Genomic DNA, 13,433 nt, shown 5'->3' on the forward strand with positions numbered 1-13,433 from the left:
TCGTCATCGCCGCGCCTGTATCCTAGGGCGATGAACACCTCCACGCCTGCGCCCTCGCGCGCCATCGGCCTGGTCGGTTTTGACGGTGACGACACGCTGTGGAAGAGCGAGGACTACTACCGCAAGGCCGAGCAGGATTACCTGGACCTGCTGTCGCGCTACATCGACGTCCACGACACCCAGACCGCCCGCCACCTGCTGGAAGTGCAGCAGCGCCACCTCGGCGTGTTCGGCTACGGGGTGAAGAGCATGACGCTGTCGATGATCGAAGCGGCCATCGAGATCACCTCGCAGCGGATCGAAGCCAAGGACATCCAGCGCATCCTCGATATCGGCCATGACACCCTGCGCCACCCGGTCGAACTGATCGACGGCGTACGCGAGTCGGTGGCCGCCATCGCCGCGCAGTACCCGGTGGTGCTGATCACCAAGGGCGACCTGTTCCACCAGGAAGCCAAGATCAAGGTCGCGGCGCTGGCGGACCTGTTCCCGCGCATCGAGATCGTGTCCGAGAAGGACCCGGAAACCTATGCCCGCGTGCTGGCCGAGTTCGACCTGCCGATGCAGCAGTTCGTGATGGTCGGCAATTCGCTGCGCTCGGACATCGAACCGGTGATCACCCTCGGCGGCTGGGGTATCCACACCCCGTACGCGGTGACCTGGGCGCACGAGACCCAGCACGGCGTGGCCGACGACGAACCACGCATGGTCAACGCCGATACCGCCTGGGACTGGCCGGCGGCGCTGGCGACGATCGAGGCCAAGGCCGCTGCCGCGGCCTGACACGGCGCGGCCGCTGCGGCAGAATCGAAGCATGAAACTGCCACTGCGCGCCCTGCTGTTGTCCCTGCTGCTGGCGCCGGCCATCGTGCTGGCGCAGCAGACCGCCGAACGTTCGGCGACCTATGAGGTGGATACCGGCGATGCCTGGGTCGACACCCAGCTGGCCGACATCAACCACTACGCCGAGCGTTACCCCGATGCCTTCCTCGACGAGGTATCGCGCTATGCCGGTGTACCGCGCGGTTACATCGCCGCGCTGGCCACCACCCACCGGTGGCAGGCCGGCGACATCTATTTCGCCTGTTTCTGGGCCAAGGCCAGTGGCCAGACCTGCCGCGACAGCGTGCGCGCCTTCAGCCAGGACCCCGAGGGCGGCTGGGCCGAGGTGGTGAAGCGGATGCCGGCCAAGCCGCAGAACCTGCACTACCGCGCCGTACGCCACGCCATCGTGGCCAGCTACGAGCACTGGGATCGGCCGATCGCCCTCGATGCCACGCTGAAGCGGCAGTTGAAGCGGTAGCGCCGGGCCACGCCCGGCGAGCGCGCAGCGCGGCCCTGGGATTCGCCGGGCATGGCCCGGCGCTACCGATGCTCTTCATGTTGCTCTGCGTATCGCCGCCGCCGCGCGCTCCGGCGACAATACGGGTCCGAGCTGTTCCCCGTTCCCGTAATCGAGTGACTGATGAGCGCCTCTTTCGTTTCGCCTGATGTGATCCGCCGCCTGTTCGCCCAGGCCATGTCCCGCATGTACCGCACCGAAGTGCCGTTGTACGGCACGCTGGTGGAACTGGTGGAGCGGATCAACACGCAGGTCCTGGCGCAGGACCCGGCGCTGGCCGCGCAGCTGCTGCGCAACGACGAGCGTGCCCGCCTGGATGAAGAACGCCATGGCGCGATCCGCGTCGGTACCCCGCAGGAACTGGCAACCCTGCGCCGCCTGTTCGCGGTGATGGGCATGTACCCGGTGGGCTACTACGATCTGTCGGTGGCCGGCGTGCCGGTGCATTCCACCGCCTTCCGCCCGCTGACCGCCGCTGCGCTGGCACTGAACCCGTTCCGCGTGTTCACCTCGCTGCTGCGCCTGGAGCTGATCGAAGACGAGGCGCTACGCGCACAGTCGGCCGAGATCCTCGCCCGCCGCCGCATCTTCACCGACGAGGCACTGGCGCTGATCGACCAGGCCGAGCGTGACGGTGGCCTGACCCAGGCCGATGCCGAGCGCTTCGTCGAACAGGCGCTGGAGACCTTCCGCTGGCATGGTGACGCCACCGTCGACCTGCCGACCTACCATGCCCTGCACAAGGCGCACCGGCTGGTGGCCGACGTGGTCAGCTTCCGTGGCCCGCACATCAACCACCTGACCCCGCGCACGCTGGACATCGACGCTGCGCAGGCGGCGATGATCGAGCACGGCATGGCCGCCAAGGCGGTGATCGAGGGCCCGCCGCGCCGCGCCTGCCCGATCCTGCTGCGGCAGACCAGCTTCAAGGCACTGGAAGAGGCGGTGCACTTCCCGGGCAACGAGGGCGGCGACGCCGGTACCCATACCGCGCGCTTCGGCGAGATCGAGCAGCGTGGCCTGGCGCTGACCGCCAAGGGCCGCGCGCTGTACGACCAGCTGCTGACGCAGGCGCGCGATGCCGACGGCGCGGGCAGCACCGGTGGCGACTATGGGCAGCGCCTGCAGGCGGTGTTCGCCAGCTTCCCGGATGACCACGACACCCTGCGCCAGGAAGGCCTGGGGTATTACCGCTACCAGCTGACCGACGCTGGCCGCGCCGCGCCGGAGCGCGTGGCCGATCTGCCGGCCGAAGTGCTGGTTGCCGCGGGCCTGGCCACGGCCGATCCGATCGTCTACGAGGACTTCCTGCCGGTCAGTGCCGCAGGCATCTTCCAGTCGAACCTGGGCGGCGGTGAGCAGCGCGCGTACGCCGCCCATGCCAATCGCGAGGCCTTCGAACAGGCGCTGGGTGCGGCGGTGAACGATGAGTTCGAGATCTACGAGCGCATCCAGGCCGAATCGCTGGCGAGCCTGCGCACCTGATGCGGCACACCCGCCGGGCATGGCCCGGCGCTACCGAGGTGTGATGCGGCACACCCGCCGGGCATGGCCCGGCGCTACCAAGGTGCGATGCGGGGTAGCGCCGGGCCATGCCCGGCGAACCGGCAATACTCAGGCCTTCATGGTGCCCGTATCCAGCCACCGCTGGTGCCACGACAGCGCCTCCGGCAGCAGGTGCGGGGTGTGCTTGCCGTAGCTCTCGCGGCTGGCGCGGTCGAAGTAGTCCTGCAGCTGCGCGCGGAAATCCGGGTGCGCGCAGTTGTCGATCAGCACCTGCGCGCGCTTGCGCGGGGTCAGGCCACGCAGATCGGCCAGGCCCTGTTCGGTCACGATCACCGACACGTCGTGCTCGGTGTGGTCGACATGGCTGGCCATCGGCACGATCGCCGAAATGGTGCCGTTCTTCGCCGTCGACGGGCTCAGGAACGCAGACAGGAAGCCATTGCGCGCGAAGTCGCCCGAACCGCCGATGCCGTTCATGATCCGCGTGCCCATCACGTGCGTGGAATTGACGTTGCCGTAGATGTCCACCTCGATCATGCCGTTCATGCCGATGCAGCCCAGGCGGCGCACCAGTTCCGGATGGTTGGAGATTTCCTGCGTGCGCATGATGATGCGCTCGCGGTAGAAATCGATGTTCTCCTTGAACGTCTCGTTGGCCTGCGGGCTCAGTGCGAAGCCGGTGCACGAGGCATAGCTCAGCACGCCGTCGCGCAGCAGGTCGAGCATGCCGTCCTGGATCACTTCGGTGAACGCGGCCAGGTCGCGGAAACCACTCTTGGCCAGGCCGGCCAGCACTGCATTGGGGATGTTGCCCACGCCCGACTGCAGCGGCAGCAGGTTGGCCGGCAGGCGGCCGCGTCTCACTTCGTGCTGCAGGAACTCGATCAGGTGCGCGGCGATCTGCTCGCTGGTCGCATCGATCGGGCTGAACGGGCTGTTGCGGTCCGGGCCATTGGTGCGCACCACGGCCACGATCTTGTCCGGGTCGCAGCGCAGCGCGGTCTCGCCGATGCGGTCGTTGGCATTGACCAGCGGAATCGGCTTGCGGTGCGGCGGCAGCGCGGTGCCGTAGTAGATGTCATGCATGCCGTCCACGCCGGCCGGCTGCCACTCGTTGACCTCGATGATCACCTTCTTGGCCAGGTCCAGCCAGGTCTTGTTGTTGCCCAGCGAGGTGGACGGCACCAGCGAGCCATCCTCGCGGATCGCCGAGACCTCGACCACGGCGGTATCGATCTCACCGTAGAAGCCGAACCAGACGTGCTGGGCGACGTGGCTGAGGTGGATGTCGATGTAATCCAGCTTGCCCTCGTTGATGCGGTTGCGCGCATCCGGGTCGCTCTGGAACGGCATGCGCATGGCGATGCCATCGGCCTTGGCCAGCGCGCCATCGAGTTCCGGCGCGGTGGAGGCGCCGGTCATCAGGCTGATCTGGAAGGGCAGGCCCTGGGCATGCACCGATTCGATGCGGCGGGCCAGTTCAACGGGAACGGCCTTGGGGTAACCGGAGCCGGTAAAGCCGCTCATGGCCACGGTTTCACCGGGCTGGATCAGCGCGGCTGCGGCCTCGGCGGAGACCACGCGGTCACGAAGACGCGCGTTGGCGATGCGATCAACAGTCATGACAACAGCGTTTCTGGGGGGAATCCCGATTATCGGCCATCCCCTGCCGTACGGGGGGTTCTACCTTCGTGGAATGGTGTTTCCGGCAAGGCCTCTCCCATACCCGTCAGTTTTGTTTTGCAGTGCAGCGTGCAAAGTACTTTCGTACACCGCACGATGGCCCTGCATCCCGACGTGGGGGAGGGAGCAGAGCCCGCTGGCAGTTCGCTGCAAGCGGGCTTTTTTATTGCCTGTCGCCCAAGATGAATGCGCGGCCTCCATTAGCGGTAGTGCCGGCCGCTGGCCGGCAACCCCAGCAACCTTCGGCGATATCGCAGCAAGCGGTCACAGCCCTTCGCCGTTGGCAAAGAGATGCGACCCCGCGAGAATCAGTGCATGACCCTCGCCCCCGCCGAATTGCCCGCCACCCTGCAGCCCCTCGTCCACCGCGCGCTGGCGCGCCTGGCCCAGGCAGTGCCCGATCCCATCCCGGCCGAACTGCAGCCGATGCTGGTGCAGCTGGCCATCAGCAGCGACTTCGCCCTGGACACCCTGGTGCGCCAGCCCAGCCTGCTGGCGCAGCTGGCCGCGCCGGGCTGCCCGCCGCTGCCGGCGCCGGTGCTCGACCCGCTGCAGCCCAGCGACTGGCCGGCACAACTGCGACGCTGGCGCACGGCGATGTCCACCCGCTTGATCTGGCGCGACCTGGCCGGGCTGGATGACGTGCCGCAGACCCTGGCGGGCGCCACCGCGTTGGCCGAGGACTGCCTGCGCTTGGCGCTGGACGCCCTGCAGCAGGAGTTCGCCCAGCGCCACGGGGTGATCACCGATGACAACGGCCAACCGCAGCAGCTGGTGGTGTTCGGGCTGGGCAAGCTGGGCGGTGGCGAGCTCAACTTCAGTTCCGATGTCGATCTGGTCTACGCCTACGTGCAGGGCGGTGAATCCGACGGTCCGCGTGCGCTGGCGGCCGAAGAGTACTTCGCCCGCCTCGGCCAGCGCTTGGCCAAGCTGCTGGATGAAACCACCGTCGATGGCTTCAGCCATCGCGTCGACCTGCGCCTGCGCCCGTTTGGCAGCGCAGGCCGCGTCGCGCTGTCATTCGCTGCGATGGATCAGTACTTCCAGCGCGAAGGCCGTGACTGGGAGCGCTATGCCTGGCTGAAAGCGCGTGCGGTGGCGGGCGATATCGCCGCTGGCGAGGCCTGGCTGCAGACCCTGCGTCCGTTCGTGTACCGCCGCTACCTGGATTTCACCGCGCTCGACGGCCTGCGCGAGATGAAGGCGGCGATCACTGCAGAAGTCGCCCGCCGCGAGATGCACGACGACATCAAGCGCGGTGCCGGTGGCATCCGCGAGATCGAATTCCTGTGCCAAGCGCTGCAGCTCATTCGCGGTGGCCGTGAGCCGGTGCTGCGTGAGCGGCGGTTGCTGGTCGCGCTGGATGCCCTGGTGGCTGCCGGGCAGATCGCCCGCGATGATGGCGCCGCACTGCGCGAGGCCTATCTGTTCCTGCGCCGGCTGGAAAACCGCCTGCAGATGCTGCGCGATGCGCAGACCCATGTGCTGCCCAGCGATGCGCTGGATCGCGAGCGGATTGCCGTCGGCCTCGGCTATGCCGATTGGGATGCGCTGCGCGACGCACTGCGTGTGCAGCAGCAGCGCGTCAGTACCGAGTTCGGTGCGCTGCTGGCACCACGCAAGGGCCAGGCAGCGCCGGATGCGCTGGCCAACTACTGGCGCAGCCTGCCCGAAGGGAGCAACGCGCCGCTGCTGGCCGAGGCCGGTTTCCTCGATGCCAATGGCGCCGATCAGTCACTGCGCGATTTCGCCCAGGGCACGGGCGTGAAGTCGCTGTCCGATGCGGCGCGTGCGCGCCTGGACCGCGTACTGCCGGCACTGCTGCACGCCGCCACCCGTTCACCGCAGCCCGATGCCGCACTCAAGCGCGTGCTCGGCCTGCTGCAGGCAGTGCTGCGCCGTACCAGCTACCTGGCGCTGCTGGACGAACAGCCCAGCGCGCTCGCGCGACTGGTCGACGTGCTGGCACGCAGCGCGCTGCTGGCCGAGCGCCTGGCCGCGTATCCGCTGCTGCTGGACGAACTGCTGGACGTACGCGTGTCCGGGCCGATGCCCGACGCCGCCGGCATGCTGGCCGAATGCCGGCAGGTGCTGCCGGTGGAAGATCCCGAATCGCAGCTGCGCTGGCTCAATGAAACTCGCTTGGCGTTGAGCTTCCGCATGGCCATGGCCACGCTGGATGGCCGCCAGGGCGCGGTCGACAGCACCCGGCAACTGGCCGAACTGGCGCAGGCGGTAGTCATCACCGTGTTGGCGATGGCCGAGGCCGATATGCACGCCGCGCACGGCGCTATCGCCGGCGGCCGCTTCGCGATCATCGGTTACGGCAGCCTGGGCGGCCTGGAGCTGGGTTTCGGCTCGGATCTGGACCTGGTGTTCCTGCACGATCACCCGCCGGGTGTGGAAGCCAGTGACGGCGCGCGCCCGCTGGAGCCGGGCCGCTGGTATGCGCGCCTGGCCCAGAAGGTGATGGCGCTGCTGGCTGCAGTCACCGCCGCCGGCCGCCTGTACGACATCGACGTGCGCCTGCGTCCGGATGGTGGCAAGGGCTCGCTGGTGTCTTCGCTGGCCAGCTACACCGAGTACCAGCGCGATCGCGCATGGACCTGGGAGCACCAGGCGCTGGTGCGCGCACGCGGCGTGGCCGGCGATGCCAGCCTGCTGCAGGATTTCGAACAGGTACGTGCGCAGACCTTGGGCCGCGAACGTGATCGCGCAACGCTGTATGCCGATGTGGTGAAGATGCGCGGGCGCATGCGCACTGAACTGGACCGCAGCGATGCCGCGCGGCTCGACCTGAAGCAGGGCGCGGGTGGCGTGGTCGACCTGGAATTCCTGCTGCAGACCGGCGTGCTGGCATGCAGTGCGCAAGTCCCTGCATTGCTGCAGCCGCGTGCCACGCCGGCATTGATCGACGCGCTGGCCGCGGCGGAGTTCCTGCCCGAAGCCACCGCACACGCGCTGCATCGCGCGCATGCCACGCTGCTGGAGGTCGGGCTGGCCTGCACGCTGGATCGCCGGCCGCGCTTGGCACCGACCACGCCGGCCATCGAAGAGGCGTGTGCGGCGATCCGCGCTGCGTGCATCGCCGCGGAGCTGCCGTTCGCCTGACCGCCTGCAACGGCGGTAGCAGCTTTGGGTGGGTGCCGACCTCTGGCACCCACCGGGTCAATGGCTCGGCGATGGCTTTTCATTGGTAGGTGCCGACCGTTGGTCGGCACAATCTCTCAGCTGCGATGAACCCTGAAGGAGCGTGCCGACCAACGGTCGGCACCCACCGGGTTCAGGGAGTGTGCCAACCAAGGTTGGCAGCTACCGGGTTCAGGGAGTGTGCCAACCAAGGTTGGCACCCACCGGTGAGGCGGTCAGCCCGCTGTACGCAGCGGCGCCATCTTCCACAGCAGCGCGCGGAACGGGGCCAGCAGGCACACGCCGATCGCCAGCTTCACCGCCAGGTCGCCCGCCGCCCAGCTCACCCACGGCAGGGTGGAACCGGCGAAGGCGATCGACCAGAAGATCGTGGTGTCCACCGTAGCGCTGCAGGTGGTGGCCACCATCGGTGCGCGCCACCAGCTGCCGCGGCGCAGGCGATCGAATACGGTGATGTCCAGCAACTGGGCCACGATGAAGGCCGAGCACGAGGCGATCGCAATGCGCGGTGTGGCCACCCACACCGACAGCAGCACCGCCACCGCAAATCCGATCCACGCCACGCGGCGGGCCGGGCCCGGGCCGAAGCGGCGGTTGATCAGGTTGCTGACCAGAAAGGCCACCGGGTAGCTGAAAGCACCCCAGGTCAGCCAGTCATTGATCGGGTACTGCACCAGCACGTTGGACAGCAGCACCACCGCGCCCATGGCCAGCACCGCCAGCACCAGGGCGCGGGCGGTCAACGGGGCAAAAACAGGCGCAGGACGCACGGACATGGCGAGCCAGGGGACAAAGGGGATCGCCCATTATCCGCCCGGCCCGCCGCAAAGCCAAAAACGGCCGTTCAGTTTTACAGCTGCTCGCTCAGCGCGTCGCCGGCGGCATAGGCGGTCGGCACATAGGCCAGGGCCTTGCCGTCACTGTTCTTCACTGTCCAGCCGGCACCGGCATCGGTCGGGTCGAAGCGCACCTGCTGGCCGACCACGAAACCGGCCACCGGGTCTTCGCCCTCGATCGCCGGCCACTGCAGGGTGGCGGTCTGGTCGGCCTTGTCCGGCACCTGCAGCTGCACCTGGCGCTCGCCAGCGGCGGTGGTCGCCACCTGCTTCACTTCCATCGGCGGCAGCGGCACTGCCGGAGTGCGCTCGGCCACCCGGCCATTGCGCTCGCTGGCCTTGAACGGCGCCTTGGACAGCGCGGCCAGGCCCATCGAGGTGGCCAGCGGAACCGACACCACGATCAGCGAAGTGACCAGCACGCTGGCCTGGCCGCTGTTGATGTGCGGGGCAGCGCCAGCGTGCACGGTCGGCACCGTCAGGGCCGAGAGCAGCAGGGCGGCGGCGGGGGCGCGCAGGGAACGAAGCATGGTGACCTCCTGGTCAGGGTGAAGGCAGCGGCTCAGCGCTGCGTATCGAAAATGTCGCGCGGGCCGGTGGCTTCGGGCAGGTACTCCAGCGGCCGACCCTGGTTGTCGCTCACCCGCCAGCCGTTGCCCGATTCAGCAGGCTCGAAATTCACGGTCTGGCCCACGTTGAACTGCACGGCCGGGTCACCGGGGCGCTTGGGCCATTGCATGGACGCGGTGTTCTGCGGGTTGGCGGGGTCCTGCAGCAGCACTTCACGGCGGCCATCGACGGTGGTGGAGATGGCGCTGACCTGCATCTGCGGCAGCGTCACCCGCGGGCCTTGGCCGGGGGGCATGCCCGCATCGTTGGTTTCCCCAGCCGCGGCTGCGCGCGCCCGTTCCACCATCGGCGCGGACATCTCCAGGCTCGGTCCCTCGGGCACGCTGTTCTGGATGATCACGATGCGGCGCTCGGCATGTGCCGGCGCTGCAGACAACAGGCTGCCGCACAAAAGCACGGCCAACGCGGAAAACTGCAGGTTGCGCATCATCTTCTCCTTGCCAGGTCAGGGCGCAGCGGCGGCAGTGCCGGCCGTCGCATGCGCAATGGTCAGTTCCTGCTGCAGCTGGCTGCGCTGGTGCAGGAAGTCGAATACCGATTCCACCGTCACCACCGAGTAGTTGCCGGAAATGCGTTCGCTGGCCGGATGGTCGGTGGTGGTGGCGTTGGCCACGAACAAGCGCGCACCCACGCGCTTGCCCAGGCCGATATGCAGCACGCTGGGCTGGTACTTCTGCGCGCGCAGCCATTGCTGTGCCTGTTCGCGCTTGACGATGACCGGGCCCCCTTCGGCCTGCGCCATCGCTGCGGCCAGCACTTCCAGGATCCACTGGTTGGAATTCTGGAAGTCGGTCGCGAACGGATAGGCCACGACGTTGTAGTTCGATTCGTGCAGCGCCTTGGGCTGGATCGCCGGCGCTGCCAGCATCCGCTTCAGTGCAGCCTGCAACGCCGGGGGCGGCACGCCGATGCGCAGATCGGTATGGGTGCCGCTTTCGCCGACGAAATTGCCCAGGCCTTCGCGGTACAGCTGCGAGCTGTCGGTCTTGCAGCGGTTGAGCAGGTGCATCGCGCGCCAGCGGCCGTCGTCCTCGCGCAGCAGGAAGGCCAGGTGGCTGTGGCGCAGGCCGTAGCGGCTCAGGTCTTGGCCGCCACGCGCGGCGATCACCACGTCCACGTCGGGCAGCGCATCCAGGCGCTCGGCCGTGGTCCACGCCACATCGAACATCGCCGCCTGCGCGGCCACGCTGGGGTAGCGCTCGCGGCAGGTGCCGCTGTCGGCCCATGCCGGCACGGTGGCCAGCAGGCCCATCGACAGCAGCAGGGCGCAGCGCAGGCGATGCAGACGTTCCATGTAAACCGCTCCAGACGCGGGCAGGCCCGCGCGCCGATCATACCCGCATCGCTGGAATCAGCGCTCCACGCCCTTGCGCCGCAGTTCCTTGTCGCACGCATCGCTGATCGGCGCGATCGGCAACGGCGGGCGCTCGTTGCGCGGATTGCGCAGGGCCGGCTGCTCGCGGTAGGCATCCAGTTGCTGCTGGCAGGCGTGCGAGAGCGGGTCCAGTTCGGTAGGGGTGGTGGAGCAGGCGGCCAGCAGGGCCAGCGGCAGCAGAAGCAGGGTACGCATGGGGGACGTCCAGTCCGAGGGGGAGGCTGGACTCTAACCGCGCTGCGGGATCGAAATGTTCAAAAAACGCTGGAGGGGGTCGTGCCGGCCGCTGCCCGGCAACCCCATGATCTTCGGCCACGTGCACCTGGTTGCCGGCCAGCGGCCGGCACTACCGTGATGCCAGGCGCGCTTTGACCTCGGCGGCAATCCGCGTGGTTTCGCGCAGCGGTTCGATGCGGTCGTACTGCCAGTCCAGCCAACGCGGCTGCAGGCGCCCGCGCTCGCGCAGCTGCTGCTGGAAGCGCGCCAACCGTCCCTGTGCGGTATCGGCCAGGGCCACCATCACCGGCATGCGGGTGGCGCTGGCCTCGGACAACAGGTTCACCGAATCGGGCGACACCACCACGCGGTTGGCCCAGCCGAGCAGGCCGGCATACGGGTTCACGCCATCGCCGCCATCGCCCCAGATCACATGCGGCAGATCGGCGAACTTCGCGCGCAGGATCTCGGCCAGTGCCGGCGGCGTGCGCCGCGACGTCGTCGCCAGCAGGCTGCCGCCCTCGCTGCGGATCTGCTCGGCCAGCGCCTGGAATACATGCACCATCGCGGTTTCGTCCCACGGCGCCAGCGGCGTCGGGCCGCCCACCAGCAGGGCAGTGCGCGGGCCGGGCAGGGTGCTGAAGCTGGCGAACGCCGCGCGGCCCCAGGCCAGCCAGTCATCGTCCACCGGGTTCAGGCTGCCGATCAGGGTCAGCACGTTGCTGCCGCGCAACGCGTCATGTTCGGGCACCACCACCACGTCCCAGTGGCGGGAACCGATGCGCGGGTCGAGGATCTGCACCACCTGGCTGCCGCGCGCACGCAGTACGCGCAGCGCGCCGGCGGCCTGGCGGCCACAGCCGATCGCCAGCGCGGGCGCATCGGCGGCGAGGGTTGCCAGGGCTTGGCCGTAGCCGTGTACATCACCGGGCAAGCGCCGCGGTGCCAGCCAGCGCCATGGCGCCCGGGGCTGCAGGATCAGGGGGCGGTGGGTGCCTTGGCGCAGCGCCGAGGCCAGCGCGACCGCCTGCCGGACATTGCCGGCACGGCCGTCGGTGACCGTCCAAGGCGCGCTCGATCGTTTCACCATTGGCATTAATTCGTTTCAGCCCTGCTGGGTGTTGCAACAGTCGCGACACTCTACACTGCGGATCGACGTTTCGCCCCGCGCCGCCCGCGGGCACAGACCTTAGCCGCCCTGGAGATCCACCGATGTCCCACGCGCTCGACGCTGCTGCACTGGACCAGTTGTTCCGCACTGCCCGTACCCAGAACGCCTTCCTCGACAAGCCGGTCGAAGACGCCCAGCTGCACGCCCTGTACGACCTGCTGAAGTGGGGCCCGACCGCCGCCAACGGCAGCCCGGCGCGCTTCGTGTTCGTGAAGTCGGCCGAAGCCAAGGCCAAGCTGGCCCCGGCCCTGTCCGAAGGCAACCACAACAAGACCCTGGCTGCCCCGGTCACCGTCATCGTGGCCTTCGACCAGGACTTCCACGAGAAGCTGCCGTACCTGTTCCCGCACACCGACGCCAAGGCCTGGTTCGACGGCCCGCGCGAAGGCCGCCATGAAGGCGCGTTCCGCAACGGCAGCCTGCAGGGCGCTTACCTGATCCTGGCCGCACGCGCGCTGGGCCTGGATGCCGGCCCGATGTCCGGCTTCGACAACGCCAAGGTCGATGAAGCCTTCTTCGCCGGCACCAGCATCAAGTCGAATTTCCTGGTCAACCTGGGGTACGGTGACGATTCGGGCCTGTTCCCCCGTCTGCCGCGCCTGTCCTTCGACGAAGCGGCGCGCATCGCGTAAGTCGCTGTATCGGTTTCGGGCCCGCCCGCCGTGGCGGGCCATTGCTGCACTGTGTTCCCACCCTACGATCCGGAGAGTTCCTGAGATGAGCGCCACCCGTAAACTGCTGCTGCCGCTGGCCCTGACCCTGGCCATCGCCGCCTGCTCCAAGCCGGCCGACACCGCCGCCCCGGCGGCCGATGCTGCTGCCCCGGCCGCCACCGAACAGGCTGCCACCACCCCGGCCGCCGATGCCGCTGCTGCCGCCCCGGCCGCTGCCGCCATCACCATCGCCTCGGGCACCTACAAGCTCGACCCGACCCACACCGACGTGCTGGCGCAGTGGAGCCACTTCGGCTTCTCCAACCCGAGCGCGCACTTCGGCAACGCCGAAGGCACCCTGGTGTACGACGCCACCGACGTCACCAAGTCCACCGTGGAAGTGAAGCTGCCGCTGAGCGGCCTGAACAGCTTCACCGCCAAGTTCGACGAGCACCTGAAGAGCGCCGATTTCTTCGACGCTGCCAAGTTCCCGGCTGCCAGCTTCAAGAGCACCAAGGTTGAATCGGCCGGCACCAACAAGCTGACCGTCACCGGCGACCTGACCATCAAGGACATCACCAAGCCGGTGACCCTGGACGTCACCGTCAACGGCGGCGGCGAGCACCCGATGGCCAAGGTTCCGGCCGCCGGCTTCGATGCCACCACCACGATCAAGCGCAGCGATTTCGGCGTCGGCGCCTACGCCCCGAACGTCAGCGATGAAGTGAAGATCCGCATCACCACCGAAGCCACCGGCGAGAAGCCGGCGGCTTGATCCCTCCCGCTCACTCGTCGTGAGAAGGCAGAAGGCCCGCTGAAAAGCGGGCCTTCTTTTTTGGCAGCGTTCTGGACGGGTCGCTCGATTGCCTGA

The 13,433-nt window shown here is 68.3% G+C and carries 13 protein-coding genes; 6 read left to right on the forward strand and 7 right to left on the reverse strand.

The window, feature by feature from the left end; all coding sequences use genetic code 11:
• Window positions 1–30 precede the first annotated feature (30 nt).
• From ABIA73_RS13395 to hglS, 3 genes are all read left to right on the forward strand, one after another.
• The gene (locus tag ABIA73_RS13395) at window positions 31–783 is read left to right on the forward strand and encodes an HAD family hydrolase (RefSeq protein ID WP_032975604.1); all 753 of its coding nucleotides are present in this window, start codon (window positions 31–33) and stop codon (window positions 781–783) included.
• 31 nt (window positions 784–814) lie between these two features.
• Entirely contained in the window at window positions 815–1,303 is a 489-nt protein-coding gene (locus ABIA73_RS13400; protein ID WP_059065769.1) for a hypothetical protein, read from the forward strand.
• A gap of 162 nt (window positions 1,304–1,465) precedes the next feature.
• The gene (gene hglS / locus ABIA73_RS13405) at window positions 1,466–2,827 is read left to right on the forward strand and encodes a 2-oxoadipate dioxygenase/decarboxylase HglS (protein WP_059065771.1); all 1,362 of its coding nucleotides are present in this window, start codon (window positions 1,466–1,468) and stop codon (window positions 2,825–2,827) included.
• Window positions 2,828–2,956: 129 nt separating this feature from the next.
• Here hglS and scpC read toward each other — a convergent pair whose 3' ends face one another.
• Window positions 2,957–4,471, reverse strand: a complete 1,515-nt coding sequence (gene scpC / locus ABIA73_RS13410) for a succinyl-CoA:acetate CoA-transferase ScpC (RefSeq protein WP_025878227.1) — start codon at window positions 4,469–4,471, stop codon at window positions 2,957–2,959.
• Between the two features lie 375 nt (window positions 4,472–4,846).
• Between scpC and glnE the strand changes: the two genes are divergently transcribed.
• Window positions 4,847–7,642 carry a bifunctional [glutamate--ammonia ligase]-adenylyl-L-tyrosine phosphorylase/[glutamate--ammonia-ligase] adenylyltransferase gene (gene glnE / locus ABIA73_RS13415; RefSeq protein WP_354275906.1) on the forward strand — a complete coding sequence of 932 codons (2,796 nt, stop codon included), beginning with the start codon at window positions 4,847–4,849 and terminating at the stop codon, window positions 7,640–7,642.
• A gap of 254 nt (window positions 7,643–7,896) precedes the next feature.
• Here glnE and ABIA73_RS13420 read toward each other — a convergent pair whose 3' ends face one another.
• From ABIA73_RS13420 to ABIA73_RS13445, 6 genes are all read right to left on the reverse strand, one after another.
• Window positions 7,897–8,457 (reverse strand): queuosine precursor transporter, encoded by a 561-nt coding sequence (locus ABIA73_RS13420; protein WP_025878224.1) that lies wholly within the window; start codon window positions 8,455–8,457, stop codon window positions 7,897–7,899.
• A 74-nt stretch (window positions 8,458–8,531) separates the two neighbouring features.
• A complete protein-coding gene (locus ABIA73_RS13425; RefSeq protein WP_025878222.1) occupies window positions 8,532–9,047 on the reverse strand; it encodes a hypothetical protein in 516 nt (171 codons plus the stop codon).
• A gap of 32 nt (window positions 9,048–9,079) precedes the next feature.
• Window positions 9,080–9,574, reverse strand: coding sequence for a hypothetical protein (locus tag ABIA73_RS13430; RefSeq protein ID WP_025878220.1), 495 nt, complete (start codon window positions 9,572–9,574; stop codon window positions 9,080–9,082).
• An 18-nt stretch (window positions 9,575–9,592) separates the two neighbouring features.
• The gene (locus ABIA73_RS13435) at window positions 9,593–10,441 is read right to left on the reverse strand and encodes a DUF2145 domain-containing protein (protein ID WP_033830189.1); all 849 of its coding nucleotides are present in this window, start codon (window positions 10,439–10,441) and stop codon (window positions 9,593–9,595) included.
• 57 nt (window positions 10,442–10,498) lie between these two features.
• On the reverse strand, window positions 10,499–10,717 hold the full coding sequence (locus tag ABIA73_RS13440; protein ID WP_032975596.1) for a hypothetical protein: 219 nt from the start codon (window positions 10,715–10,717) through the stop codon (window positions 10,499–10,501).
• Window positions 10,718–10,868: 151 nt separating this feature from the next.
• Complete coding sequence (locus ABIA73_RS13445) at window positions 10,869–11,828, reverse strand: mitochondrial fission ELM1 family protein (protein ID WP_025878217.1); 960 nt, start codon at window positions 11,826–11,828, stop codon at window positions 10,869–10,871.
• Window positions 11,829–11,950: 122 nt separating this feature from the next.
• Between ABIA73_RS13445 and ABIA73_RS13450 the strand changes: the two genes are divergently transcribed.
• Window positions 11,951–12,541: a malonic semialdehyde reductase gene (locus tag ABIA73_RS13450; RefSeq protein WP_025878215.1), complete on the forward strand. Its 591-nt coding sequence runs from the start codon at window positions 11,951–11,953 to the stop codon at window positions 12,539–12,541.
• 85 nt (window positions 12,542–12,626) lie between these two features.
• Window positions 12,627–13,337, forward strand: coding sequence for a YceI family protein (locus tag ABIA73_RS13455; protein WP_025878214.1), 711 nt, complete (start codon window positions 12,627–12,629; stop codon window positions 13,335–13,337).
• Window positions 13,338–13,433: the final 96 nt, after the last annotated feature.

Source organism: Stenotrophomonas sp. 2694 (assembly GCF_040548715.1).
GTDB classification, from domain to species: Bacteria; Pseudomonadota; Gammaproteobacteria; order Xanthomonadales; family Xanthomonadaceae; genus Stenotrophomonas; species Stenotrophomonas indicatrix.

Excerpts from the sequence above, each read along its gene's own strand:
- ABIA73_RS13395 (WP_032975604.1), top strand. The coding sequence starts at position 31 with ATGAACACCTCCACGCCTGCGCCCTCGCGCGCCATCGGCCTGGTCGGT.
- ABIA73_RS13400 (WP_059065769.1), top strand. The coding sequence starts at position 815 with ATGAAACTGCCACTGCGCGCCCTGCTGTTGTCCCTGCTGCTGGCGCCG.
- hglS (WP_059065771.1), top strand. The coding sequence starts at position 1,466 with ATGAGCGCCTCTTTCGTTTCGCCTGATGTGATCCGCCGCCTGTTCGCC.
- scpC (WP_025878227.1), bottom strand. The coding sequence starts at position 4,471 with ATGACTGTTGATCGCATCGCCAACGCGCGTCTTCGTGACCGCGTGGTC.
- glnE (WP_354275906.1), top strand. The coding sequence starts at position 4,847 with ATGACCCTCGCCCCCGCCGAATTGCCCGCCACCCTGCAGCCCCTCGTC.
- ABIA73_RS13420 (WP_025878224.1), bottom strand. The coding sequence starts at position 8,457 with ATGTCCGTGCGTCCTGCGCCTGTTTTTGCCCCGTTGACCGCCCGCGCC.
- ABIA73_RS13425 (WP_025878222.1), bottom strand. The coding sequence starts at position 9,047 with ATGCTTCGTTCCCTGCGCGCCCCCGCCGCCGCCCTGCTGCTCTCGGCC.
- ABIA73_RS13430 (WP_025878220.1), bottom strand. The coding sequence starts at position 9,574 with ATGCGCAACCTGCAGTTTTCCGCGTTGGCCGTGCTTTTGTGCGGCAGC.
- ABIA73_RS13435 (WP_033830189.1), bottom strand. The coding sequence starts at position 10,441 with ATGGAACGTCTGCATCGCCTGCGCTGCGCCCTGCTGCTGTCGATGGGC.
- ABIA73_RS13440 (WP_032975596.1), bottom strand. The coding sequence starts at position 10,717 with ATGCGTACCCTGCTTCTGCTGCCGCTGGCCCTGCTGGCCGCCTGCTCC.
- ABIA73_RS13445 (WP_025878217.1), bottom strand. The coding sequence starts at position 11,828 with ATGGTGAAACGATCGAGCGCGCCTTGGACGGTCACCGACGGCCGTGCC.
- ABIA73_RS13450 (WP_025878215.1), top strand. The coding sequence starts at position 11,951 with ATGTCCCACGCGCTCGACGCTGCTGCACTGGACCAGTTGTTCCGCACT.
- ABIA73_RS13455 (WP_025878214.1), top strand. The coding sequence starts at position 12,627 with ATGAGCGCCACCCGTAAACTGCTGCTGCCGCTGGCCCTGACCCTGGCC.